Here is a 26412-nt window from a genome sequence, read left to right as displayed (position 1 = left end):
TTTAATGCGTACATCAAGATTTATTGGAGGAATTCTTTTAATTGTTGGGACGTCCATTGGGGGCGGAATGCTTGCGTTGCCTGTTGCTAATGCCGCGACTGGTTTTTGGCAGTCCTCTATTTTTTTGTTTCTGTGCTGGGTTTTTATGACCTTAGGCGCTTTTTTTATTCTTGAGGCAAATCTTTATTTGCCTCGAGGAAAACATATGGTTTCCATGGCACAAGCTACTTTAGGTAACTTTGGCTTGCTCATTGCCTGGGTAAGCTATCTATTCTTACTTTATACCTTATTATCAGCTTACATTTCTGGTGGAGCTGATGTATTAAACAGCCTTCTTTTTAAAGTGGGATTGCACTTAAAAGACTGGCAAGCAAGCTTTTTATTCACACTCATTTTTGGACTTGTAGTCTATGGCGGTATTTACTATGTAGATTATGTAAATCGTGGCCTAATGTTTGGCAAATTAGCTGTTTATTTTTTGTTAATAGTGCTAATTGCACCTCATATAGAAATAGAGCATCTTCACCATGGTGATATGGGTTACATTGGAGGATCGATCATGATTTTGATTACCTCCTTTGGATTTGCCATTATTGTTCCCAATTTAAGAGATTATTTCGATGATGATATTAAGCAACTAAAAAAAGTAATCTTTATTGGTTCATTAATTCCGTTATTTTGCTATCTAGCATGGGATGCCGTCATTATGGGTGCTCTTCCCTCCGAAGGCAGCCAAAATCTAGAAAGCCTGATGAGCAATCCGCATACTACGAGCGCCTTAGCCAGTATGCTCTCAAATAAAGTACAAAACACAACTATTAGTGCCCTATTTAATTTTTTCACCTCCATTTGTATGTTAACTGCGTTCCTGGGAGTGTCCCTATGCTTATATAGTTTTCTTGCCGATGGTTTGAAATTACGTGAACAAGGGACTCATGGTTTAGGATTATTTTTACTCACTTTTACACCACCATTACTAATTGTCATTTATTATCCCGGCGCATACATTCATGCTTTAGGTTATGCGGGAATTTTCTGCATCATTTTGCTACTATTTTTACCCGCTCTTATGTGCTATTTTGGTAGAAAATACTATAGCCCTGCTTTTCGTGTACCTGGTGGTAAATTGACTCAGATTGGTGTCATTGCTATTTCAGTTGGGCTATTGGTGCATGAACTTTGGAAATTAATAGGCTAAACGTACAAAATCTCGAGGATTGAGGGCATATACCTCAATCCTCCCTATCATTTTCAGCCTACACTACTTGATTGTACTTGGTCATGATGCAATTGACTCAAAATGAATAATATTGTATCATATTGAATTATTTTTGAGCTGTTTTTTGGATTACTTCTTATGAACCATTCAAAGCTAATAGGTGGAATATTACTTATAGTAGGGACTTCAATTGGTGGAGGTATGCTGGCATTACCTGTATCCACAGCAGAAGTAGGCTTTAGTAATTCAATTTTTTTCCTATTTTTATGTTGGTTTGTTATGACAGCAGGGGCATTATTAATGTTGGAAGTTAATCTGCGCCTTCCTGCAGGAAGTAATATGATTTCCATGGCTAAATCTACATTAGGTTTACCAGGACAGATTATAGCCTGGATTACTTATTTATTCTTACTGTACACCCTGCTCTCTGCTTATATTTCAGGCGGAAGTGATGTATTCAATAGTTTATTGCATAAAATAAACATTAATTTACCTAACAGCGTCACAGCAATACTCTTTACCTTTTTATTCAGTTTAATCGTTTATAACGGTATCCGTTCGGTCGATTATGTTAACCGAGGTTTAATGTTTGGGAAGTTAGGTATTTATATTTTGTTAGTTGCGATTATCAGTCCACATACATCAACTCTCGGATTGACGGGGGGATCTGTACGTGCTTTTGCTGGTACTTTAATGATTCTTATTACTTCTTTTGGTTATGCAACCATAATACCTAGCTTAAGAGATTACTTTGGAGATGATATTCATAGTTTAAGAAAAGTCATTCTCCTTGGTTCTCTCATCCCCCTATTCTGCTACATTATTTGGGATGCGGTCATTATGGGTGTAGTGGCACGAGAAGGAGATAATGGATTAATTGCGCTTATGAGTTCAGATCACGCGACAAGTGGTTTAACTGAAGCGTTGAGTCAATCCGTTCAAAATCAATGGATAAGTGGTTTTTTTGGATTTTTTACTTCTATTTGCATGCTCACTGCATTTCTAGGTGTTTCTATAGGTTTATTTGATTTTCTAGCAGATGGATTAAAGCTTAAAAAATCAGGCCATCAAGGAAAATATACCTTGGCATTAACGTTCCTCCCTCCTTTGGCAGTAGTTTTACTTAATCCAGGGATTTACCTCCATGCTTTAAGCTACGCTGGAATTTGCTGTGTTATCTTATTACTGTTACTTCCCGCAGTTATGGCCTGGAAAGGGCGTCAATACCTGGTAAGCACCGATAGCCATTTGGTCCCAGGAGGTAATTCCAGCCTCGTCATAATTGGTTTTGTCGCTATAGGTTTACTCATCATTGCCATGATGTATTAATCGTTGAATGATAAGCTTGTATCAGAGAACAACGATATTTGAAACTTTTACGAGGGATATTGTTAATTAATACTCGCGCTGTGTTGTCATCAGCCTCTCATTAAAGCACTGTTTCGCATGGACATACTCGCATCATAAAAGAACAAAGTATCCTACAACCAATTGCTCATTCAAAAAAATGGTTAATTAATGATCTATAATATAGGAAGGAATAACTTGTATCTGTTCAAAGGGTATACTTAAACCTTGATGAAAGGCAAATTATCAGGTTGCACCAAATACAGACTTTCATCGCATGGGCCACGAACGGTTACGATAACTTTACAGCAATAAGTACAAGGAGGTTATCATGTTAGGTTGGGCTCTTACATTTTTTATTATCGCAATTATTGCTGCAGCTTTTGGTTTTGGAGGCATAGCTGTAGCTGCTGCAGGAATTGCAAAAATTTTATTCTTCTTATTTCTAGTTATCTTTGTCGTATTTCTTGTTATGGGTTTGCTGGGACGCCGTCCACCTCCCCCCCTGTGAGAAACTCATAAAAATTTTAATTCACCTGCGAAAAGGGCTTCTTTAAGCTCTTTTTTATGCGTGTCAATTTAAACACCCTATCTCCATTAATACTTTATCCTTCATTTGTAGTTCTATTTTTCTGATTCATAAATACTCTTAAAAACCATAGTAAATTTAATAAGTTAATATCAACTTGCTTAAATTGAAAACATAAATACTTCGATTTAAGAATTATTGTAAATAATAAAAATATAAATTATCCTAAACGCAACTTAAAAGTCTAAAGGAATAGAATGAAAACTATTTAATTGCCAGTACGCACATCTTATTGTTTTCTTTGGTGAGCTCAGGTTATTGTTCCTCAAACCAATTATCGATTCTCTATTCATTTGATAGTTATGGTGAAGGCCGTACAGGAACAAATTTGATTACTAATAATGATGGTTTAACCTTTTATTCTCATAGCGATTTTCATATTTTTAAAATTAACACTATTTGTATGGTATAACGACTTATGCTAGTTGACCTATCCCCAAAAAATAATGCCATGACATAGATGAGATTTCCGATAAACTAAACCAAAAGGAGATCTCAAAGTGAAAAAGCGTTACACAGAAGAACAAATTATAAAAGCAATCAAATCGCATGAAGCAGGTATAAAGGTCGAAGAGATATGTCGAGACTATGGAATTTCGTCAGGCACATTTTACAATTGGCGAAGTAAGTATGCTGGCCTTGAAGTGAATGAGGCCAAGCGTCTTCGTGAGCTTGAATCAGAGAATGTTAATCTTAAAAAACTGTTGGCAGATAAGCTCCTGGAGCTAGAGGCAATGAAGGATGTATTATCAAAAAAGTGGTGAAGCCAGCAGCAAGAAAGTCGATCATCGAGCACCTAATATGTTTCTTTAAGTTGAGTGAGCGAGTAGCTTGCAAGCTGGCAGGATTAAGCCGCACAGCATTTCGTTATCAATGTAAACCACGTACGGATGAGAAGGCCAGAACACGACTCAAGGTTTTAGCCGCACAATATCCGGCCTATGGTTATTTAATTCTTCATGGACTACTTAAAGCTGAAGGCTTGGTTCAGAATAAGAAGCATACTTATCGATTATACACTGAGGAGGGACTTCAAGTTCGAACAAAGAAAAGGAAAAAACTGACTCGTCCTCGCCAACCAATGGAAGTTCCTTCTGCACCAAACCAGCGTTGGTCGATGGATTTTGTATCGGATCAACTTAGCAATGGGAGACGATTTCGAATATTGAATGTAGTGGATGATTATTCTCGTGAAATGGTTGGCCAGCTAATATCTACCTCAATCAGTGGCAAACAAGTGGCTCGCTTTTTAGACCAACTTATTGAGCAAAGAAATAAGCCTATTAAAGTGATTTGTGATAATGGTACAGAATTTACTAGTAAAGCGATGTTTTTCTGGAGCAAAGAAACGAATGTCACTTTAGGGTTTATTCAACCAGGAAAACCAACTCAAAATGCGTTTGTTGAGAGCTTAAACGGGAAATTCAGAAATGAATGCCTTAATCAGCACTGGTTTCGAACAATGGAGGAAGCACGATTTGAGATTGAACAATGGCGTAAACACTACAATAATGTTCGACCTCATAGCTCTCTAAATTATATGCCTCCTGTTGAATACGCAAGAAAGGTGGCATAGGATAATGAATCTCATCAAAGAAGTGGTACTAATTTAGGGGATAGGTCATAGTGAACCTAATTATTGCGGTACTCTTTTTAGAATCAACCTGGACGAATCAGAAAATCAATTCTTTGAAACATTAAGATCATTTGATTGCTCCCAAGATCAACCAAAGCTAAACACACTGCTTATGAGCAAGGACGGTAATAAATTATATGCTACATCGACAGATAACTACGGCTCAGTTCTTCAAATCGAATTAAATAAACCCAATTATCCCACCACAGTGTTACATCGCTTCACAAGAAACACCCAAGGACAACATCCAATTGATCTTATATTGAGCCAAGATGGGCGAACTCTTTTTGGTGTAACAAGCGGGTTGGATAGCAAGCATTATCATTACCCTGCAAATATTTTTAAAATTTCTTTAACTGATGAACCTGTTTACTCAATTTTATATATTTTTGATGAAAACTTACAGCACACACCGAGATGGCCTAGAAAAATTACGTTAAATACTCATGAAGATTCTCTTTATGGAATCAGTGAATATGGTGGAAAATATGGTAATGGAACTTTATTTAAATTTTATTTGAAGCGTTAAACTCTATTTTGCAGGGGGAAGAAATTAGTACCTGTAGCCCGGATCAGACATAGTAGTAATCCGTTTTTTTGCCGCCCTCCCTCCAAATTACGACTTCGTCTAATCCGGGTTAAAGAAGAATAGGAATCAATTTTCCTTAAGTTAATGCTGTAATGTAAACGCTTATTGAGAACTCTTCTGCTTTGTGGAAAATGGGGGTATTTGGTTACATTAATCAAAAATTTTAACCTGAATTGTTTGCTCGGAACTTTTCCAAGCTCTTTTCATAATCTCTGTGTTAAATGAAATACCAAAATTACCACTTCGATTAAGCGCAATAACCCCCATCTCCCCATTTAATTCTTTGTTTCGTTCATGAATTACATAATCACAAGCTTGTTGCAAGGGCATATTAAATTCAACCATCATGGATATAGTATGACCTACCACATTTCTTATTAAATACTCTCCTTCGCCAGTTCCAGAAACCGCACATGTATTATTATTGGCATAACAACCTGCACCAATAACACAACTATCTCCTATTCTTCCAGGAAGGCAATTACTTGTTCCTCCCGTAGAAGTTCCAGCAGCAAGATTTCCATGCAAATCCAAAGCTACGGCACCTACAGTTCCAGTCATTTTCTTATTGTGGATTACTTCCCTTGTCTCTAATTCATTGAGCCTTTGAAACATTTCATATTGATGAGGGGTTATGAAATAAGACTCATTTTCAAGTTCAAGATTATATTTTTTTGCAATTTCTAAAGCACCATATCCAGAAAGAAAAACGTGATTTGTATGTTCCATCACTAAACGAGCAAGATGTATTGGGTTTTTAACGGTACGCACCATAGAAACGGCTCCGGCCTGTAACCTAGCACCACTCATAATAGATGCATCCATTTCAACGTCACCCTGACAATTTAATGCAGAACCTTTTCCCGCATTAAATAATGAATTATTTTCAAGAACTTTCACAGCCTCCTCAACAGCGTCTAAAGCCATTCCTCCTTGATGAAGCACGGCATAGCCTTTTTCTACTGATTCAATCAATCCTCGTTCAACGTCTTTCTGATATTTTTGTAAGAAAGGGTAGTTTTCACTGGCACCACCATGTACCGCAATTGCAATTTTATTCATGCTTTGATCCCAAATTTGAATTTTTTATGGGGATTGCTGGATTTGCAAGGGTTCGATCTGCAATTGAAAATTGACATCCCTTAACTAAAAGGTGCACTATTAAATTTTCAACAAACACCGCCTCGCCCTCTTCAACATCAGTAATATTAGTTTGATCTATATTTCTTCCATCAATAATCACCACCATACCTGAACCATAACATTCTGCTTCTGCTCCATTACGTATCACTAAGGCCGTATCTTCTCCTAAACCAATTCCTAGTTGTTCTGGATTCATAATAATTGCATGTGCAAGACGACTGAAGCGCCCGCGTTTTATAAAATGGGTATCAATAATACACGACTGCAAAATTCCTAAACCCGAGGAAGTTAATAAATTGCGATATCTTAATGCTTCAGATAATCCTCCACCCGTAATCATTACCGAGGCCATTACCATAGCCCCAGCACTTGTTCCTGCGATAATGAAGTCACTATCTTCTACGTATCGTTCTTTAATAATATCAACAATGGGTGTACCACCAAGTATGGTCGATAAACGAAATTGATCGCCCCCCGTAAAAAAAAAGGCGCCCGCATTTTCAGCTCGTTTTAAATACTCGTTATTACGCGCTTCGCTTCTGTTCTTAATGGGAATAAAACCTATATTGTTATAACCCATATTTTGAAAAACATTTTGATAAACCTTTTTCACTTCCTCCTGAATTTCTGAGCCTGTCGTAATAATTTCTATTTTCTTATTCGACGGAGGTAATAATTCACTTAGAATTTCATAGCGAGTAAACTCTTTTTTTTGTTCCGTATCGGTGGATGGGCCATTACCTTTATCCTCTGCGCCGCCGATAATCAGTAACTTAGCCTTGGGTACCATTATAAACCTCGCTGACCGACTTAAATTGTTTTTCCTTTTGCTTTAAAAAATGAACTGTTTCAAATACATCTTCAATGGCACAAAAGATAAAAGAATTCACATCCGCAACTTCTAATACATGCTCAAGAGCTGCCAGCTCATCTGAAATAATATTTAATGAAGGTTTAAATTCAGAGCGAAGAATTCCAGAAACAAGAAGACGATTAATTTCATTATGAGTTCTTCCTCTTCCATCTTTATCATGTCGGATCACGATCTCATCAAACATAGAGGCAGCATGGAAACCTAATTTTTCTATATCTTCATCACGCCGATCACCAACTGCACCAATAATCCCTATTTTTTTAGCACAATACACCGATTCAAGATAATTTTTTAACTCACAAAAAGCACCTTCGTTATGTGCATAATCAACCATAACCTGGCAATGAGGAAATTTAAAAAGGTTCATACGTCCCGGTAAATTTTCAAATGTAGGATAAAAAACATGTAACGCTTCTTTTATTTTCTCAAACGAAAACTGACTAATCACTCCAGCTAAAGTAGCAGCCAATATATTGGCTATCATGCTGGTAGCCGCTCCATGAAAACTTAGAGGTATTGATTTAATATTCGATAAAAAGGTTCGTTCCGAGCCTCTTTGCACCACGAGCCGACCCTGGTCCACATATGCCGCTAATCCTCCCTCCCTACAATGCTTTCTAATACGAGGGCTTTCATAGAGACTAAATAAAGCAATATTACAATCAAAATCGTTTTTTAAATCATAAGTTAAATTATCGTCTGCATTTAAAATGGCATACCCAGACTTTTTAGTACTATGAGCAACAACTGCTTTGACTTGAGCAAGATCCTCAAGTGTATGGATGTCATTTAATCCCAAATGATCACCACTGATATTGGTAATAATGCTAATATCACACTCATCAAACCCCAAACCCGAACGCAAAATTCCACCTCGAGCGCATTCTAATACAGCAAAATCAACTTCAGGATCATATAAAACGACTTGTGCACTATTAGGACCGCTGCAATCCCCACCATGAATCAGTTTATTATTCAAATAAACTCCATCGGTTGTAGTAAATCCTACATGATGATTTGTGTAACGTGCAAAATGAGCAATCAAGCGAACAACCGTTGTTTTTCCATTAGTACCAGTAACGGCGACGATTGGAATTCTTGCACTTAAATGGGAAGGGTAGAGCATATCAAGAATAGGTTTGGCAACATTTCGTGGTTTTCCTTCATTAGGTGATAAGTGCATACGTAACCCAGGCCCTGCATTAACCTCAATCACTGCACCATTATTTTCATTTAAAGGGATGCTAATGTCCTTTGAAATAATATCTATTCCACAAATATCCAAGTTCATAAGACGAGCTACACGCTCGGCAAGATGTACGTTAAAAGGATGAACTTCATCAGTAACATCTCTGGCTGTTCCCCCTGTGCTTAAATTTGCAGCTTCTTTTAAATAAAGAATTTGATTTTTGGGTAAAATACTTTCTAAACTCAAATTATTTTCATTTAAAATAGAAAGAGTTGCTTCATCTACTTTAATTGAAGTTAAAGTATTTTCATGAGACTCACCTCGATTAGGATCGTTATTGACCTGCTGAATAAGTTGGTTTATTGAAAGTTCCCCATCACCCACCACGTGAGCTGGAGTACGCTTTGCTACTGCAACTACTTTATAATTAATCACCAAAAACCGATAATCGTCGCCTGAAATAAATCGTTCTGTAATGATTTGATTTGAAATTTTTTTTGCTAACTTAAAACCAATATGGGCTTTTTGCTTATCAGTAATATGAGTCATCACTCCTTTTCCATGATTACCATTAAATGGTTTAATCACTAAAGGAAATCCTAATTGTTTGATTGCTGCATCGAGTTCCTCTGCAGATTCAATCATCAAACCTTCGGGAATTGGAATAAAATTTGCCTTAAGAATCTGCTTCGTCAGGTCTTTATCTGCGGCAATATCAACACCAATAGAACTTGTCTTAGAAGATACGGATGCCCAAATTTTTTTTTGATTGCGACCATATCCTAATGTAATTAAGGAAGTATATTCATAACGCCTATAAGGTATTTTTCTGCTTTGTGCTTCCGCAATAATTGCTCGAGTACTAGGCCCTAGACCTTGCTCCCTGAAAATTTCTTTTAAACGAGCAATCACTCCATCTAAAGAATATTCCTGACCTTCCGCTAGTGCGCTAATGAACTCCACAGCAGCAATCCCTGCATATAAACCAGCCTCTTCTATCTGATAGGCAAACAGTACATTATAAACTCCATACTCCTGGGTTCCATAAGTTCTACCAAATCCACAATCCATACCTGCGAGACATTGCAATTCTAATGCAACATGCTCGATAACATGTCCTAACCAAGTTCCTTCTTCAACTCTTTTTAAAAATCCACCTTCAAATCCCAAGGAGCAGCGATGACTTAATAAGCTGGGTAAATAACGAGTCAAGCGCTCCTGAAAGCCAACTAAGAGATTGGTAGGTAATTCCTCATATTTTCCGAGATCCAGCTTGATAACAATAAGTTCTTTTCTGGAGTTTGACCAATAATTGGGCCCTTTTAACACTTGGGTTTTTAAAATGTTCATCTGCATTCCTTGGCATAAAATGAATAACTAAAAACTCTTTTTAGAATAGGAGGAATTATTTAATTCTTCAAATTTAATCTTAAAATAACTGATAAATTATTTATTGTGAATTAGGGATGATCTTAATTATTTGAAAATTGAATAATATCGCCCGCGGTTCTAAAGAAAATGCGGGCGAACTGGGTTATCTATATCAAGTAGTACCAAACAACAAAAATTTGATTTTAAGATGTTTTATAACTTACCACCTGTATAAAATCCACTTATAGTAGTGGTAAACTCCGGAGCAGAAAAATTTGGCCAATGATCTTTGTCAAATCCCGGAGCATCTTTTAATCGTTGTTTGTCCACATTAAGAATAAAACAATCATCCTTATTGTCGTACAAAAACAAATTCCAAGGTACCGCAAAAAATTTATTTCCAAACCCTAAAAAACCGCCAAAATCAAGCACCAGATAATTCACTTTTCCAGATAGTTTATCGATAACAACTTCGGCAATTTCACCTAAATTCTCATGTGTAGGATTCATTACTTTGGTACCGGTAAGTTCCCCTGATTTAACAATTCCCTTGTTTTCCATGTCAGACTCCTTGTAAAAAATAACACAATGACTAATTATCAATGGTGAGTTTTACTTCGAAAGTCTTTTATTGCTTTCTCTACTTGTTCTTTGCTATAGCCATAGTGTTTTTGAAGTTTTCCGAAAATTTCTTGTTGATTCCCTTCAATTTGTTTTAAATCATCATCAGTAAGCTTGCCCCAGGTTTTTTTCATGTGCCCTTTAACTTCTTCCCATTTACCCTGAAAAATATCCTTATTCATTTCATATCTCCTTATTGTTGAGGTTTTAACTAATAAAAATTTAGTTATTTATTAAATGTAGTTCTTAATTTCAAAAAATTCAAAATTTGTTTCGTTTTCAAGAAAAGTTAAATATTATTTTTCACCATTCATTGAGCACATGATCAAGCACTTTATCTGCGAAATCTCTAGTACATTTTCCATACAACTTCTTTTACCAATCAGCTCAAATAGACTTAAATAAAAGTTAAGTATTATAATCATTTCAAATTTGTCCCAAATCCTCTATTTTTTATCTGGAATCATTGCATGAAATTTTCAACACTATTAAAAATGATGCGATTTTGGCCACCTTTTTTAGGTGCAGGAATTCGTGTAAAAAATTTCAATCCTGAGGGAACATCTATTATTGTCCAAATGAAAATGCGCTTTTGGAATAAAAATTATGTAGGCACTCATTTTGGAGGTTCTATATACTCCATGACTGATCCATTTTACATGCTCATGTTATTGAATTTATTAGGTAAGGGATATATCGTTTGGGATAAATCAGCCTCTATTCGTTATAAAATACCTGCTAAAGGTACTCTTTATGCACGATTTGAATTATCAATGGATCAGGTTGAAAAAATTCGACTCCAGGTAGATGAAGCTAAAAAAATTGAATCAGAATTTTATATACCTATTACTAATGAAGAAGGGAATACAATTGCCGAGGTAAAAAAAATTTTATCCATTGCTGCAAAATAACAATTTTAGATACAGTTAACCTAATTTCCAAAAGTAAAGGTATAGAGTTGAACGCCAGGATCATTAACAATCATGAGCAAGTATCCATTGGTAAATTTATTTTGTGCAACAAGTTGATAAATAGAATATTTATCGACTAATACATTATTCTCCTTTATTTTTTTGCCGTTCGAATCACTTAAAATGACCTTAACCTTAATCGGTTTTGCAGTATTATTTCCCATAACAGCATACACTTTACCTGCTTTGAAATGTATTTTTAGTGCCGCATTCACCTCTTCTGCACTTATATACTCCTCATGAACTTGCCATAAGCCCTCCAAACTCCAGGCATTAACAGATAACTTTGGAGAAAAATGATATTGCGCTGTTTTATCTTTTATGAGTATTGGACTGTAAGAGGTATCTGCTCGCCCATATCCTAAATAAGTTTCAGGAGTTTGTGTGAAAGAAACCGCATTATCTTGAGTAGATTCAAAAGTAGTTAAATCCTTCACACCAAGTAAAAAACGAATATTATTTTCGGTAATATCATAATCTCCTTCCCCAAAGTGCTTATAAACTACATCACCTTTTTTATTTATTAAATAATGGGCTGGCCAGTAATGATTCTCATAGTTACTCCAGGTAACATACTTATTATCAAGCGCTACAGGATATAAAATTCCATAGAGCTTTACAGCAGCTTCCACATTAGTTAGTTTTTTTTCAAAATCAAATTCGGGCGTATGAACGCCAATGATCACCAATCCTTGCTTGTGATAGCGCTTATACCAGTCTTTAACGTAGGGTAAAGTACGTAAGCAATTGATACACGAATACGTCCAAAAATCCACTAAAACCACTTTTCCCTTCAAATCTTTAATGTGTAAGGGGGGAGAATTTATCCACGCATCGATACCCTCTATGGGTGGGGCGGGGTAAGTAAGCCACAATCCATCAATCAATGAAGTTGAAGTTTTAATACCTGTTTGCGGCGTAACAGAAGTAGAAACAACGACTCCCTCAAAATAAAGCATGTAGACCACGCTTGCAATAATCAAACCACCTAGAAATTTACGAAAAATAATCGACCTAGTTTTAAAGAAAGTAAAAGTATTAATTAATTTTTTTCCATACAGAGAAATAATCAACATCGGGATTGCCGCGCCTAAAGCAAAGGCTATAAGAGTTAAAAAGCTAACGAATGTTGCTTTTTGCAAGGCTGTTTGAACGATTATTGCCGCCAAAATAGGTCCCGCACATGGTGTCCAAATAATTGCAATTATGCATCCAAATAACAGCCCATTCCAAAATCCTCCTTCAGAATTATTTGCCGTAGAAAAAAAATTTCCTATGCGGGTAAATCCTTGGGTTATTTTGCTAAATTGTTCTGTTAAATAATTAGAGAGCATAATGCTCCCCAATAGTAACAAAATAGCATAACCAAAATCGCGGACCCAATTAAAATCAATATCAAAGTACTGAACTAATTGATGTGAAAAAAATACCAAGAGAGAAAAAAATAAAGTAAAACCAATAATGATGCCTACAGGCCTTTTTTTAGAACCCGTCAGAGATCCTGCCAGAAAAATAGGTAAAATGGGCAAAATACAAGGAGAAATAATCAGGCCAAAGCCCTCAATAAATCCTAATATTATATTAATAAAATGAGTTCCCATTTTTTATTTCCAGGATAATACACTTACCCCCATTTTTTCTACATGCGGACATAAACACCACTTTCTTGTAGACGCTTGGCAACAACTAACTGAATGTTGTCACGTGCTCTTGCAGGAAAATATTGATAGACATCTAAAAAATCTTTGGCATTAATTGTAAGAAACTGACAAGCAGTAATTGTGACAATCCGCGCCGTTCTGCGTATATTACGTAAGATAGCAATTTCCCCGAATACATCTCCTGGCCCCAGGGTATTGACGCGTTTCCATCCCTTAGAGTGTGTTTTCACAGAAACTTGTACCGTACCTTTGATAATAATATAAAGCCTATCCCCAATTTCTCCTTGCTCGATAACAGTCTCTTCAGGTTTATAGGCAACAACAGTACATTTATCAGCAAGCATTTTTTGCTCAATAAATCCAACACCTGTAAAAATGGAGGCTCGAGAAAGTATGGGTATCTTATCTATTTGCGACAAACTATTAATCGTATCCATATACTTTCTCCCTATTAAGATAAATAATGTAGTATGACGTACTTAACTTATAGTATAGATTGTATTTTTTAAATTTTAAGAACTTGTTTTATCCAAAAATAATAAAATAACTGCCTCGGTGACTTTTCAATTTCTGACGAACTATAATGCCTATTTTTAATACAACTATTTCCTAAGATATTCTCAAGATTTCATGAGATAAACCTATTGTATGCAATATAATTCGCATTTGGTTATTACTAATTTATTACTTTAAGTGAAACAAAGACATGAAGCTGAAGATTTCAGATTGCTGCAAAGTGGTGAATTTTTCAACATAAAACTATAAAAATATGCCCTTTTTATATTAACCAGAAAGGCTAATTTATATTATGGGCATAGATCTTCAAAAGCTAAATCAAATGTATTCAGAGCCATCTATTGATGGAGGATGGCTAATTATAGGTAACTCGAAATAAAATGTTATAGAATGGAGAGCTGGAGCAGCCGAAGGAAGCAATGGACACCCCGATAATGTATGGAAAATTCATATTAGTATCGATCCCAATAACATGCCTAAGTCTGTTGCACTTATTGGAGAAATTTTAAATGATAGTCAATCTCCTAAATTAACTATAAAAATAGCTCATCCCGAACAAGCACATACTGGCCAACCAAGTAAACAAGTTGCTTTAAAATTTTATTCAGAACATTTACAAGATAAAGTTTTAATAAAAAATTTCCTAGAAAAAATAGATCAAATACTTTGGGAAAATGGAATAGGCCAAGATCCAAGCTCCATAAATTCTGATCCAAACAGTGTAAAAGCAAAATATGATGCACCGATTTTACATGAAAATACTAGGGTCTGTTGACAATTCACCTGCCGCCTCGTGCTGCTTCTTGTCCGCGGCATCCATTCGATCTAAATCATTGGCAAATTTCTTCATACAGGTCACGCGATTGAGGGTTTAGTTTCTCTATTAAATTTATTTTCCATTGTCTTGGCCAATTTTTGAAACGTTTTTCACGTCGTGCTGCTTCAACGTATAATTCACATGCTTCATGATAGACCCGCATATGTACGTTATACTGAGCAGTGAAACCAGGACTGACTTTATTTTTGTGTTCCCAAGTCCGTTTAATGATGTCTGACGTAGACCCTACGTAAAGAGTACCATGATGCTGACTCGCAAGAATAGAAACATAAGCCAGACTCATCGTACTTCCTTGGATGTTGGGCAAACACTGAGATAATACCGGAAGCTGCGCTACATAGGTAGCCATAAAAATGCGCATGCCATAGCAACAACAGAAGCATCGTTTCGCTTTAATTTATCAACTCTTGTGGCGATTGCACGAACGTGTTTTATTCTGACAAAAAAATTTTCAACTCGATGTCTGTATTTATAAATACCCCAATCCATATCTGCATTACCAGTTTTAGAATTGCTCTTTCCTTGAATCACGGGAATGGATGATTTTTTTCGAATGGTATCTCGAACCTCTTCGCTATCATAACCTTATCTGCAATAGTATGTTCTGCAGCAGGTAACTTTTCGATAAATTCTGGTGCCACTTTGCAATCATGCACTTCGCCACCTGTTATTTCAAAATCAATAGGTAATCCGTGAGCATCAACGGCCATATGAATCTTCGTTGTATTTCCAGCAGCCGACTTACCAATGCCTTGTTCTTCCTTATTAGGCGCGCCAGCACTATGTTGATGAGCTTTGACAATACTGCCATCAATAAACTCCCATTCTAAATCGGGCTCTTGCACAAGCGTTTTAAAAATTTGAATTAACTTTTTTGAGATGACCATCGATTAAATTGTTGATAAATTCAATTCCAGCATCCAAAATCTATCGGTAGGTCACGCCAAGGACACCCAACCCGCATGCGATATAACATTGCCTCAACTATCCTACCAAGATTGGGCTTGTCATAAATTCTGTGCTGTAGCATGATCTCCCTCAGCTTTGACCAACGCTCGTCATTGAGCATAAGTCTAAGCATTGCAAACTCGTTTTATACTTGGTATCTGAGCCGTTATATTATGAGTTCGCTTTCATTAATCAATCAATTAGGTTGTTCAGCTTTTAATTTGACCATCTACTGGATGCCGCGGACAAGCCGCGGCACGTAGGCGGCAGGTGAATTGTCAACTGACCCTACTCAGTAGTTGATTTAACTATAGATTCGAAAATGCAATTGTGATGGAGGATGCACTCTATCACGAATGTGGTGGCCAAAACGATATAACTAGAGTTAACAAGTATGGGTGAAGCAAAGCTATTATGAGCAGTTGGACAATAAATATAAACACAATCCATCAGGTGAAAATGACCCATTTAGCGCATTGGGATTACGAAATATAAATCAAATAATTGAAGTTGAGTCTAACTCTAATACGGTGGCTACTGCGCCATGGGGTTCTCTTGAGAATGATTTCCAAGCCTATATTTCTACTAGAGAGGTGCGAGTTGGCTTTTTTGATCATATGGCAACCAGTAATTACTGGTCAATAATAGGTGAACCAGAACGATTACAATTACATTCTGACTATTTAGCTCAAAAAGATTAAGGTAACCGAGTCCAAAATTCATCAACCAAAATTTTGGGATTATTTTCTAACGCAGAATGGCGATCATTAGATAATGATTTTAAAGAATATGTTTCAGTTTCTACTCGAGATGTGCGTCATGGCTTACTCGATGGTATTGCCACTAGTGATTATTGGAATATGATGGGAGAACCAGAGCGTAAAAATTTGATGAGTGAATACTCAAAGCACACAGCAGGAAATTCGTCCTCATTTCATTATTAAAAGATCCTCAAAAGTTATTCAAGTGGCTTTCTGCATTTTGCAGAAAGTTCATGGCAATTTCATTGATCCTAAAAAATGCTCCAAAAAAGCGCTTATATTCCAAAAACGACTTACCTTACTAAGCTCTCCTTTTTAAATCTTTATGCGTGATGGAGTCCGCTGCTAGGCACCTTCATTTTAAAAAATCGAATATCTCTAAAAGACTGACAAAATAATTGCCCAAGAAATAATAAAACACCAATCAAATCAGCCACTCCACCAGGACTAATTCCTATTTCTGAAAAAAGCTGATGTAGTTCCAAAGCCCTTTGTCTTCGAGTTTGCAAACAGGGGATGGCCAATAATTCTGTTACTTTACATTGCGCATAATCGAGTCCTGTTTTCCCTTTTTTGTAGAGAATGTTGGTATCATCGATCCGCCCTAAAAGCGCTCCATAAGCAAATAAACAGACTGTGTCTAATGATTTTGTTTTAACAAAAAGCGCGATAAATTCTGGAAGTAATTGAAAAAGCAGATTATAACCTTGGATGGCCATTTGCATCGCATCCACCACCTTATATTTGCGACGTACTTCGGCTCCATGACTTTCAAGATTTCCAGCATGATTTCTTAAATGTATTGGCCAATCGCTCAATAACTGCAAATGTACATCAGCAGGCGTAAAAGATTTTTTTTTGTGGGCTAATCGCATCACAGAGACACAGAGAAGACCTAAAGCAAAAATAGCACCACGATGGGTATTGACGCCAAAGGTTTTTTCAAGCATCCGCTGCTCAGCTTGAATCGCTATTTCTTTTAACTCCTCAAAAGAATTGCTTGTTAGCCCTTTTTTTGAGATTTGATAAAAATAATGGCGTAAGGTAAACAAACTACGATAAAAAGTTTCCCCGTTCATGTCATGGTGTGCTCCTGAATCAATAAAACTCACTAATCCAGGTTTTGGATAAGCCTTAACCTCAAAATAAAGCGACCTAATCGCCATTCTCGCTAGAGTTCGTTCACAACAAGGAATAATGTTCATAAAGTTCTGTTCTTGATAATAAGATCACCTGGTCCTTAGTCTTACACAATACATTTTTTGTGGTTGTATTGAGTAATTCTTTAATCGAAATATCTCCTAGTCCTTGAAAACGTATTTCTCCATCTATAATTCGATTAAATTTTTGAGTTAAAGCATCCAAAAGATCCTGCAAGTGATTTAATGAATATTCGTGATAATGAATAAGCAAATCAAGATCGGAACTTTCCGTGACAAAATCATATCCTGATAAATATTGGGACAAAAATGATCCATATACGGCAACATCAGATATTCCATGTGATCCTAGAACCCTATTTAAATCCTCAACTCCATAATAATGTAAGAAGAAATCCTGCATTTCTAGAAGTTGTGGTGGAGAGTTGGTCTTTTGTACCGCTGAGGGGATAACGCGAAGACCCACTCGATGTTTTTTATTAGCATACCAAAGTGGTAACCCTAAATTAATGAATTCGTCATCAGGTAATTGTTTTGCATAAATACATGGCAACCCTAGTGCCAGCCAGTTAGAAACCTGCTCTTTAATTAATCCTTTCTTTTCATGACAGGACACAAGAAAAAAATCAGTACCCGGCTCAAGATAAATTAAATGATGTCGTTGTAGGATCATGGATGAGTGGCGACTTGATTAATAATTGAAAAAGCCAACTTTCTTCCTCCGCGTGTATTCCCTAAAAGAGCCCTATCATCGGAGATATTTTTCTTTTGAATTGCCAAACTAATTTTTTCAGCAAGCTCTGATGGAACCACAATCTCATGCAACCCTCCAAGCTGATAGAAATTTTGCACTCCTGGTGCAAACACAGGAAATGTTTTGCTAAGCTCTTTTAGCTGCTCCAATTCTATCTTGGTCACTTTAGAAATACCTTCCAACCACATTACCGCTAAAGCTGCGTCCGGCAATGCTAAGATAGTATCCGCCATCAATCCATAGGCAATAAAAGCACCACCCAATGCTTGATTATAAACCAGTGATATCAATGGATTTCCCTGGTGACGTAGACATTCAAGACATTCAAGCAAATGACCAAAGTATTGCTGCATAGCCAACCATTCATCACGCATCGATAATTCTTGTCCTGCAACATCCACTAAAAGCAATACGGGATCTTTAGATTGACTTTCAAGAATTTCGATTATATGTTCCGCCATAATCAACGCTTGTTCAGCACCAAGAAAAGTTGATTCTTTAACTCCGAGAATATGGGTAAGTTGGTTATTTAATCTTGCTTGTCCATAAATCACAGATTGATGCTCACTAAACTCAATTTTCTGAGAAAAAATTAATTGTAAAATATCATTTAATGCAACCATTTCTATTTCCTTCTTCGCAATTCATAGAACCAAGACTCGATAGGATTCATTCTAAGTATCATAAGTTTGTTTTTATTTCTTTTGCTGCCTCTAAAAACTCATCATCCTTCATATTAAAAAGAGTTGCAGCATACTTTGGCGCAACGTGACTTAAATAAGTGCCTTCTTCCTGATAGCCTACTGTATCCTGAAATCTTTTTTTCAAGAGATTATGTTTTTGTTTGATTGAATTAATATCTAGAGGAATCTTTTTATCAAGGGCAGTAATAAGCTTATCACGAATTGCTGCGATGTCCGAACTTACATAACTTTGCGCAACATCTTGCAAATAGCGTGTTTTTCCTCCATATACGCGCCATACCAATCCCCTATCTAATGCATTAAAAGCTTCTATACCTGCTACTGCTTGAATCACTTCCGGACCAGAAACTCCAATACGCCCCACTTCATTTATAATCAAATAATCCAAGCAAGATGAAATAATGCCCATACCTCCAAAAGCACCATTTTTACCGCAAACCACACCCACAGTCATTATGCCGTTATGTCTTGCGTCAAAAATAGCACGAATCGTCTCGGAAATAGCTATTTCTCCGGCATTAGCTTCGTGTAAACGGACTCCACCACTATCAATGAGCAAAATAACCGCTTTAACTTTGCTTGCCACAGCTGCTTTGAATAAGCCAGTGAGTTTTGCTCCATGAATTTCGCCAACTGCCCCACCCATAAAATCTTTTTGCTGAGAAGCAACGAGCACTTTATTTTTTCCTAGAACAGCAGAACCAATGACAACGCCATCATCAGCCTCTCCCGGCAAATTTAACGCGGCTAAATAAGGACTATAATGTTTTTCTTCAGCAAGCCACTCGACAAATGAATTCGTATCAAAAAGAGCTTGAATTCGTTCACGCGCGCTTAATTCCTGGTAGTTATTACCTATTTTGTAATTACCCTGGAATTCTTCAAGGGCTTGGGCTAAACGCAACAGCACTACAGCGGGCATTGCTCCATTATCATTGAGTGTAAATTGCAAGCCTATTGGTGCGTGTTGTCGTACAAAATCAGCGATCACCATTTTCCATACAGGTTTATAATGATCCACTGCTGTTTGAATCATAAATAAGGTTTCAGAAGTGTGATTTTCTTCAATAATCACTTCCAGATTACCTGAACCCACAACGCCACAAACTGTTCTTTTACCCCGTAACCTATTGCCGGAAAGAGTAAAACGAAACTCCATATTTTCCATAGTTATTACCTCTACCAATTTCTAAATTTTGCGGGTGGCTCATATAAACCATGAGAACAATCAACTAGATCTCGAATAGACTTGGCAGCTAAAAGATCCCTTGTTGCATCCGATACCTTAATGCCTAAATCTTCAGGACGTGTTATGATACCTCGCTGACGCAATTCTTCAACTTTTGTCTTATTTCTTTTCATTCCAACTTCTGTATAACCAGCAATCCCACGAATTGCCTGCTCGCGCTCTGCCATAGTCCGACACATTAAGAGGTTTGCAATACCCTCTTCAGTCACAATATGACTTACATCATCTCCGTAAATCATCACCGCAGGCAAGTCAGCATTCATTGCTTTTTGTAATTCCCATGCATCCAATTTTTCTACAAAAGTAGGCCGTGCTGAACTTTGAAATGTTTCAACCATTTGAATCACTAGTTTTCTTCCTCGAGGCATTTTCGTTGTTAATGCTTCACCACGCTCTTGGCCTGCTTTAAGCCAAGCATAAGAGGAATGGCGGCGTCCAGGAGCATCACAACCCATATTTGGAGCACCACCAAAACCTGCAATTCGACCTTCAACAGCAGTTGAACTATTTCCCTCAAGATCCATCTGCAATGTAGCACCAATAAATACATCGCATGCATAATGGCCTGCAAGCTGGCCTAACATGCGATTAGAACGCAAACATCCTTCTTTACCTGTAAAAAACACATCCGGGCGAGCAGCAGCATAGCGATTCATACCCACTTCCCCACCAAAAGGGTAAATGGATTTTACAAATCCAGCTTCTATAGCGGGAATTAAAGTAGGCAAGGGATTCACAATCCAGTGCTGTGCTATTTTACCTTTTAATCCTAATGATTCTGCATAGGTAGGTAAGAGCAATTCTATCGCGCATGTATTAAAACCAACGCCATGATTTAGAATATTTACTTGATAAGGCGCATATATTCCTTTAATGACCATCATAGCCATTAAAATCTTGATCTCATCTATTTGCGCAGGATCTCGGGTAAAAAGAGGCTCTATATAAGAAGGTTCCGGACCTTTAATAATAACATCAACCCAATCGCCTGGAATATCGACTCTAGGTAAACGATCAACCACTTCGTTTACTTGAACCACAACAATCCCGTTTCTAAAATTTGTTGCTTCAATAATTGCAGGGGTTTCTTCAGTATTCGCTCCGGTAAATAAATTACCTTGTCGGTCAGCTTGATCTGCCATAAGCAAACAAACATTGGGTGTTAGATCAGCAACCAATCGACCAAAAAGTTCATTATAAGTATGAATATTTCCGATCTCGATTGTTTTATTTTTAACCATATTAGCTAAGCGTACTGATTGTGGGCCGGAATAAGAAAAATCAATTCGCTTAGCAATTCCTTTTTCAAAGATATCAAGATGCTCAGGTAATGCAATAGCAGATTGAATCATATGCAAATGATTCACCTGGTTGGGATCTAATTGGGACAGCGCAGCAGCTAAAAAGCTGGCTTGCTTTTGATTATCGCCTTCAATACATACTCGGTCGCCGGAACAAATCAGTTTTGAAAGCACGGCTACTAAATCATTTGCTTCAATAAACTTGCCCTCTTTTAGATACTCTTTAATCTTGAATACACGATTTAAATATTCTTTTCTATTGCTATCCCACATTATTGCTTCCTAAAGTGTTTCTTTTTATTTATATCAGGTTTTATAATGTATATGAAACGTTCTTAGGCTCTTAATTTATGATTCAGCTTGGCTCTGTGCGATACTTCAACAACCGAATCAATGATGAAGAATTTAGTATTCTTTGCCATCGAGCTATCAAAAAAGCACGCCCTGAATTGGAAACCCATAGAGGATGGAAACAAGTATTGGGCAACTTGGCTCTCGCAATTATCGGACTTGGTATTGGTTATGTAGCTGCTGGCCTGATTAATTTAGCATTTACTGGACACTTCCTATTCTTTAATACAGATTCCGCTAATAAGCTGAACGATATGGAAAAAGTAGTGAACCAAACTGTTCCTGTAGTTGCTTAATCATTGATATTCCAACCGGGATAACAAGAACTGAAATCCCGGTTTTTTTTGCGTACTTTTAAACTTGATAAGATATTCATACCCAAATACTTTCTTCGCACCTTACCTATTCAATTTTCTTTAATGACAAATAAACCTGCGCGCTTTTGAACCCAGATTAGGCTAACACCCTCAAATTTTTATTTTTTTTGAGCGTTATAGTCTATTCCTATGTTTCATAAATTGGTAAGTCCCTGGTAAGGCGCTAATTAAACAATAAGAGCATAATTGAATCACAAGCCTATTTGGAGATTAATTATGCCAATTGAAATCTATACTTGGAAAAGCGGTTCAAAAGGTGTTGGATTTAGCAAACCAGTTAAATCGATATTGCTAGGAGGAAATGTTGGACATGCTGCAATTGAGTTAACCTTTCCTGCTGATGCCAAAGGGAATGAACTCGCAAAAAAATATCAAGATGTTCCTGGTCTTTCAATAAGTAAACGCACAGAAATTGTTCCTGAAAAAAAAGCAGATGGAAATTATGCTCCTAAAGAACAAGTAAGCTATTTCGTCTATTTTAGCTGGTGGCCTGGGCATACTAATGGCCATCATATTAACAGCCATAGAGATGATTTAGAGGCAGAATGGCGCCATGAACCTTCTCAAAAAATTAAGCCTCACGCACATGATCATATATTTGGCGACGAAGTTCCTGAAAAAAATAAAACTAATGTTAAAGGCGCGTTTATACGAGAGAAAACAATTACTAAAATAAAAGAGATTTCACATACAGTACTTCAAAAAAATATTGGCGATGATCCCGCTTATAAAGAGTTAAAAGCTGACGAAACTGCATTAAAAAATGAACTCGAACAATTGAAGAATAAGCTAAAAATTTATAAGGATGAAGTTTTCAATGCTCGCCGTGAAAATAGGGAACCTAATAAAGATCTTGATTTAAATGAAGCCGAAAATGTTCGCTATCATGAGATTCATAAAGATATAGCTAGAATAGATGCACAAATTAAATTATGCCAAATTGATTTTGAAGAACGACATCTCAGTGTAGGAGAGCGCCCTTCCTCAGTCATTAGAATCTCTACCTCCAATGATCATAATGCACCTGTTTTTGCGCTTGATGCTGAAAATGTTCTTGATAAGATGGCAAGTTTAGCTCAAAGCAATTCCGCTTATAGTTTTTATAAGTTTAATTGTTCTACTACCGCTACAGAAGTACTCAAAGCAGGGATTAGTAATGAGTTAAAAAGTACCATGAAAGCTGATGGATTTAATGTAGAAAACGCCTCTAAGGCGACTATTTCTACACCTACTTCCTTTAGTAACTTTGGTCGACAATTGCAAACAGAATTGATTCACCTTAATACAAAAAATTCTACTTTAGAACTTGACACAACAGCCGCAGAAGCAACAGCGATAGCTCGTATTTCTGAAATATCAACTTTAACAACACCATCTTTTAAAGAAAGATTCCAAAATGCAGTTAAAGAGCGGGATAAAACAATAGATATAGATGAGAGCCATAATAGTAATTTGAACTTCAGTATGGATTAATAACGATGCAAATCACTAGAGCATCACATTCAATAAGTTGGTGAAATGCATTTGCAAATCACCAATTACTTTAGAACATAACTTCAGTTTAATAACTTAGATTACCGTGAGTTATGGATAAGAATGAGCACTCCCGGGCTCAGCAAGCGCAAAACGCCGTCCGAAGCCTTGATATACTCGTGTTAAGGCTTCGTGATGATGCTAACGCATCTTTTCAGCTCGAGCAGAGTCGGTAAACTCTGGTTATAATATAATCCTTATCCTTAAACTAACATCTACACTGCATTCTAACGAGATGAATAATGCCGAAGATTCCAGAATCTTCTATTCTTTATCTCAATAAATTTTTATTCTTCTACCGTAATGTCTATTTTTTTCTGAACTGCCGTTTGTTTCTTGGGAATCGAGATCTCGAGCACTCCTTGTTTGTATTTCGCGCTTATTTTTGCATCGTCAGCTGTTTGAGGCAAACTAAAACGACGATAAAACTGTCCTTGCGAACGCTCTATACGCGTATACCCTTCTTTTTTTTCTGTTTTTTCGAAGTGGCGCTCACCACGAAGCGTTAATACATTATGTTCTAAAGATATTTGTATGTCTTCCCTATTTACTCCAGGGATATCTGCAAGTACTAAAAAGCGATCTTTTTCCTCTTTTATATCTACTGGAGGAGCCCATGAACTAGTGTCAACAAAAGAAGCATCTAATTGTTGCCCTTTAAAAAATTATCTAATAAAGAGCCAATTTCATTATATACAGGAAAATAATCACGTCTAATGGTACTCATATTCACATTCTCCTTTTAGTGGTTGCGATACATAAGAAAATAGAGGCAATTTATTAAAATTCAAGGTCACAAAAAAATTATTTTTAGACGTGTGCGATCATTTTTATTACGTTATCATTAAGAAAAGGAAGATTTCTCATTTAAACGGAGCATTGTAATGCAACATCTCACTAAAATTTTGATCTTAGTCTTCATAAGCCTTTTGGGTAACTACACCTATTCTGCAAATGAAGAATCCCTTCTTCTGGGTAAAACATTAAGTCAAACAAAGCAACAACACATGACACCCAGGCAAGCACTGCAACGTTTAAAAGATGGAAATCAACGTTTTTTATCGAATCAACAAATAACTAGAGATTATTTAAAACAAGCACATCAATCTTCATTCGGACAATATCCTTTTGCAGTAATTCTAAATTGCATGGATTCTCGAAGTGTCCCTGAATTATTCTTTGACCAAGGTTTAGCTGATTTATTTACCTTACGTGTCGCAGGAAACGTGCTTAATGACGACAATTTAGGCAGTATGGAGTATGCAACCAAAGTTATAGGCGCTCGTCTTATCGTGGTCTTAGCCCATACCTCTTGCGGTGCTGTAGCAGGAGCTTGTGATGGCGTTCAATTGGGGCATTTAACTGATGTTTTGCATAAAATTGAACCTATGGTTCAACCCAGCATGCAAGAGCAAGGAACAAAAAATTGTAGCGATTCTAAGCTCATTGATGCCATCGCCAAAGCTAATGCCCTAAGAGTAGTTAAAGAGATACAAGAAAGAAGTCCTATAATTCAAGATTTAATTCATAAAAAGCAGATAGGAATTGTCGCTGGACTCCATGATATAAAAACGGGGCAAGTACATTTTTTTGAAGAAAAGCGTTCTATCCCTGATTAGGGCGCTCCGGTGAATCTAGCCTGGATGAAACGAAGCGAAGCACGAGCTTCGCTCCATAGAGTCTTTGTCCTGGCCAATTAGCTCATTAATCAAGATGTAGCCTTTAATGTATTCATTAAAATATGTTCCAATCGTTGCTTATCTACAGTAGTACAGACGCGAATATTATTGCCATTTTTATCCACTACTGTAGTACCCGATTGCTCCTCCGGACTTAATAACACACGTAATTTTTTATTGCTTGCCTGGACGATTGAATCATCGTAAGCAACAATGGCGGAAAGAACATCCCAAAAATACCATTTGTGATCGATTATTTCAGCTTCATTTTGATGAAAAAGCTCATAAAAAAATTGATTCGCCAAACTGTTTTGATTTTGCTTTAATTTTTGATAAAAAGCTGGAGTCACAGGAACTTGATTGGTCACATCTAATCCTACCATGGTAATTGGTACCCCAGAACGAAATACATTGTCCGCTGCTTTAGGATCCACATAAATATTCCACTCTGCGGTAGTATTTTTAATAGTTTGATCAACCTCAATTAAATTTCCACTACTTTCCACCGCCCCACCCATAATATAAATCATTTTAATTTTATTTTTTAACTCCGGAGCTTTATTTACAAGTGCACCGAGATTCGTTAATGGACCAATTGCTAAAATCTCAACAGGTTCATTGGCACTACGTAACGTGGATTCCAGTAATTGCACTGCCGTTTGCGATGTTTTAACGTCCACTTTAGGCAATAAATCAGCAGCCCCTGCTAAATTGTCTGCTTGTTTACGTAACCAATCGGGAAAATGATGCTCTCCAGATAATGGAGTAACACGTCCACAGGCCAAAGGAATTTTTTCTTGATGCATTAACGCTAATAATCCAGCAACATTTTTTAATCCAGCGGGGCAGTGAGACTCTCCGGTACCCACTACAGTAATGGCCTTAATATCAATATCCTTTTGTGCCAATAAATAAAGTAGCGCTAACTCATCATCAGTTCCAACATCCGTATCAATAATAAAAGAGCGGGTTGCATGTGCTATAGAAAATAAAAATGAACAACAGATAATTAGATATAATTTCACAGCAAA

26 protein-coding genes and 2 pseudogenes are annotated in these 26412 nt (G+C 36.7%); 12 read left to right on the top strand and 16 right to left on the bottom strand.

The window, feature by feature from the left end:
* Positions 1 to 4: 4 nt before the first annotated feature.
* The 5 genes from EL220_RS05800 (at position 5) to EL220_RS05780 (ending at position 5320) form a co-directional block, all read left to right on the top strand.
* Positions 5 to 1198 carry an amino acid permease gene (locus EL220_RS05800; protein WP_027271640.1) on the top strand — a complete coding sequence of 398 codons (1194 nt, stop codon included), beginning with the start codon at positions 5 to 7 and terminating at the stop codon, positions 1196 to 1198.
* Positions 1199 to 1357: 159 nt separating this feature from the next.
* The gene (locus EL220_RS05795; protein ID WP_027271641.1) at positions 1358 to 2548 is read left to right on the top strand and encodes an amino acid permease; all 1191 of its coding nucleotides are present in this window, start codon (positions 1358 to 1360) and stop codon (positions 2546 to 2548) included.
* Between the two features lie 349 nt (positions 2549 to 2897).
* Positions 2898 to 3077, top strand: a complete 180-nt coding sequence (locus EL220_RS05790; protein WP_027271642.1) for a DUF1328 family protein — start codon at positions 2898 to 2900, stop codon at positions 3075 to 3077.
* A gap of 578 nt (positions 3078 to 3655) precedes the next feature.
* Positions 3656 to 4731, top strand: a protein-coding gene (locus EL220_RS05785) for an IS3 family transposase (protein WP_128130830.1) whose coding sequence is annotated in 2 segments (ribosomal slippage) — positions 3656 to 3905 and positions 3905 to 4731 — 1077 coding nt in all. Because the reading frame shifts where the segments join, the coding sequence is not laid out codon by codon here.
* 172 nt (positions 4732 to 4903) lie between these two features.
* Entirely contained in the window at positions 4904 to 5320 is a 417-nt protein-coding gene (locus tag EL220_RS05780; RefSeq protein ID WP_027272386.1) for a hypothetical protein, read from the top strand.
* 210 nt (positions 5321 to 5530) lie between these two features.
* Here the strand turns inward: EL220_RS05780 and EL220_RS05775 are convergent, their stop codons facing one another.
* The 5 genes from EL220_RS05775 to EL220_RS05755 form a co-directional block, all read right to left on the bottom strand.
* Entirely contained in the window at positions 5531 to 6442 is a 912-nt protein-coding gene (locus EL220_RS05775; protein WP_027272387.1) for an isoaspartyl peptidase/L-asparaginase family protein, read from the bottom strand.
* Positions 6435 to 7313, bottom strand: a complete 879-nt coding sequence (locus tag EL220_RS05770) for a cyanophycinase (protein ID WP_027272388.1) — start codon at positions 7311 to 7313, stop codon at positions 6435 to 6437. Before EL220_RS05770 ends, EL220_RS05775 begins: the two co-directional genes overlap by 8 nt.
* Positions 7297 to 9936, bottom strand: coding sequence for a cyanophycin synthetase (cphA, locus tag EL220_RS05765; RefSeq protein WP_027272389.1), 2640 nt, complete (start codon positions 9934 to 9936; stop codon positions 7297 to 7299). The genes EL220_RS05770 and cphA overlap by 17 nt, the downstream gene beginning before the upstream one ends.
* 234 nt (positions 9937 to 10170) lie before the next feature.
* Positions 10171 to 10518 (bottom strand): PRC-barrel domain-containing protein, encoded by a 348-nt coding sequence (locus tag EL220_RS05760; protein WP_027272390.1) that lies wholly within the window; start codon positions 10516 to 10518, stop codon positions 10171 to 10173.
* A 38-nt stretch (positions 10519 to 10556) separates the two neighbouring features.
* Positions 10557 to 10760 (bottom strand): CsbD family protein, encoded by a 204-nt coding sequence (locus tag EL220_RS05755; protein ID WP_027272391.1) that lies wholly within the window; start codon positions 10758 to 10760, stop codon positions 10557 to 10559.
* 288 nt (positions 10761 to 11048) lie between these two features.
* On the opposite strand from EL220_RS05755, the gene EL220_RS05750 reads away from it, so the two are divergent.
* Entirely contained in the window at positions 11049 to 11489 is a 441-nt protein-coding gene (locus EL220_RS05750) for a DUF4442 domain-containing protein (protein ID WP_027272392.1), read from the top strand.
* Positions 11490 to 11509: 20 nt separating this feature from the next.
* On the opposite strand, the gene EL220_RS05745 is transcribed toward EL220_RS05750, so the two are convergent.
* Positions 11510 to 13150 (bottom strand): cytochrome c biogenesis protein DipZ, encoded by a 1641-nt coding sequence (locus EL220_RS05745; RefSeq protein ID WP_027272393.1) that lies wholly within the window; start codon positions 13148 to 13150, stop codon positions 11510 to 11512.
* A 38-nt stretch (positions 13151 to 13188) separates the two neighbouring features.
* Positions 13189 to 13647, bottom strand: coding sequence for a cyclic nucleotide-binding domain-containing protein (locus tag EL220_RS05740; RefSeq protein ID WP_027272394.1), 459 nt, complete (start codon positions 13645 to 13647; stop codon positions 13189 to 13191).
* Positions 13648 to 14198: 551 nt separating this feature from the next.
* Between EL220_RS05740 and EL220_RS05735 the strand changes: the two genes are divergently transcribed.
* Entirely contained in the window at positions 14199 to 14501 is a 303-nt protein-coding gene (locus EL220_RS05735) for a hypothetical protein (RefSeq protein ID WP_027272395.1), read from the top strand.
* 55 nt (positions 14502 to 14556) lie between these two features.
* Here the strand turns inward: EL220_RS05735 and EL220_RS05730 are convergent, their stop codons facing one another.
* Together EL220_RS05730 and EL220_RS05725 are read right to left on the bottom strand one after the other, a co-directional pair.
* Positions 14557 to 14847, bottom strand: a complete 291-nt coding sequence (locus EL220_RS05730) for a GIY-YIG nuclease family protein (protein WP_128130974.1) — start codon at positions 14845 to 14847, stop codon at positions 14557 to 14559.
* Between the two features lie 50 nt (positions 14848 to 14897).
* A pseudogene (locus EL220_RS05725) lies at positions 14898 to 15645 on the bottom strand (IS5 family transposase).
* A 265-nt stretch (positions 15646 to 15910) separates the two neighbouring features.
* Between EL220_RS05725 and EL220_RS05720 the strand changes: the two are divergent.
* Positions 15911 to 16213: a hypothetical protein gene (locus EL220_RS05720; protein ID WP_027271770.1), complete on the top strand. Its 303-nt coding sequence runs from the start codon at positions 15911 to 15913 to the stop codon at positions 16211 to 16213.
* A gap of 33 nt (positions 16214 to 16246) precedes the next feature.
* On the top strand, positions 16247 to 16456 hold the full coding sequence (locus EL220_RS05715) for a hypothetical protein (protein ID WP_027271769.1): 210 nt from the start codon (positions 16247 to 16249) through the stop codon (positions 16454 to 16456).
* A 140-nt stretch (positions 16457 to 16596) separates the two neighbouring features.
* On the opposite strand, the gene EL220_RS05710 is transcribed toward EL220_RS05715, so the two are convergent.
* Genes EL220_RS05710 through mdcA form a run of 5 tightly spaced genes read right to left on the bottom strand, consistent with a single transcriptional unit; the run spans position 16597 to position 21714 of the window.
* Complete coding sequence (locus tag EL220_RS05710; RefSeq protein ID WP_051544750.1) at positions 16597 to 17478, bottom strand: triphosphoribosyl-dephospho-CoA synthase; 882 nt, start codon at positions 17476 to 17478, stop codon at positions 16597 to 16599.
* Complete coding sequence (gene mdcG, locus EL220_RS05705) at positions 17456 to 18106, bottom strand: malonate decarboxylase holo-[acyl-carrier-protein] synthase (RefSeq protein ID WP_027271768.1); 651 nt, start codon at positions 18104 to 18106, stop codon at positions 17456 to 17458. Before mdcG ends, EL220_RS05710 begins: the two co-directional genes overlap by 23 nt.
* Positions 18103 to 18810 carry a biotin-independent malonate decarboxylase subunit gamma gene (locus tag EL220_RS05700; protein WP_027271767.1) on the bottom strand — a complete coding sequence of 236 codons (708 nt, stop codon included), beginning with the start codon at positions 18808 to 18810 and terminating at the stop codon, positions 18103 to 18105. Before EL220_RS05700 ends, mdcG begins: the two co-directional genes overlap by 4 nt.
* Positions 18811 to 18868: 58 nt before the next feature.
* On the bottom strand, positions 18869 to 20059 hold the full coding sequence (locus EL220_RS05695; RefSeq protein WP_027271766.1) for a biotin-independent malonate decarboxylase subunit beta: 1191 nt from the start codon (positions 20057 to 20059) through the stop codon (positions 18869 to 18871).
* Positions 20060 to 20070: 11 nt separating this feature from the next.
* On the bottom strand, positions 20071 to 21714 hold the full coding sequence (mdcA, locus tag EL220_RS05690) for a malonate decarboxylase subunit alpha (RefSeq protein ID WP_027271765.1): 1644 nt from the start codon (positions 21712 to 21714) through the stop codon (positions 20071 to 20073).
* Positions 21715 to 21791: 77 nt separating this feature from the next.
* Here mdcA and EL220_RS05685 point away from each other — a divergent pair, with 77 nt between their 5' ends.
* Together EL220_RS05685 and EL220_RS05680 are read left to right on the top strand one after the other, a co-directional pair.
* Entirely contained in the window at positions 21792 to 22088 is a 297-nt protein-coding gene (locus tag EL220_RS05685) for a hypothetical protein (protein ID WP_027271764.1), read from the top strand.
* A gap of 297 nt (positions 22089 to 22385) precedes the next feature.
* A complete protein-coding gene (locus EL220_RS05680) occupies positions 22386 to 23642 on the top strand; it encodes a mitotic spindle assembly checkpoint protein MAD1 (RefSeq protein ID WP_027271763.1) in 1257 nt (418 codons plus the stop codon).
* A gap of 347 nt (positions 23643 to 23989) precedes the next feature.
* On the opposite strand, the pseudogene EL220_RS05675 reads toward EL220_RS05680, so the two are convergent.
* Positions 23990 to 24429, bottom strand: a pseudogene (locus EL220_RS05675) (Hsp20/alpha crystallin family protein).
* A gap of 157 nt (positions 24430 to 24586) precedes the next feature.
* Here EL220_RS05675 and EL220_RS05670 point away from each other — a divergent pair.
* A complete protein-coding gene (locus EL220_RS05670) occupies positions 24587 to 25321 on the top strand; it encodes a carbonic anhydrase family protein (protein WP_027271761.1) in 735 nt (244 codons plus the stop codon).
* Between the two features lie 89 nt (positions 25322 to 25410).
* Here EL220_RS05670 and EL220_RS05665 read toward each other — a convergent pair whose 3' ends face one another.
* Positions 25411 to 26406, bottom strand: coding sequence for a nucleoside hydrolase (locus tag EL220_RS05665; RefSeq protein ID WP_232002647.1), 996 nt, complete (start codon positions 26404 to 26406; stop codon positions 25411 to 25413).
* Positions 26407 to 26412 lie beyond the last annotated feature (6 nt).

It is taken from the genome of Legionella sainthelensi (assembly GCF_900637685.1).
GTDB classification, from domain to species: Bacteria; Pseudomonadota; Gammaproteobacteria; order Legionellales; family Legionellaceae; genus Legionella; species Legionella sainthelensi.
Note: the sequence above shows the minus strand (reverse complement) of the source record. Positions and strands in the feature narration are given on the sequence as shown.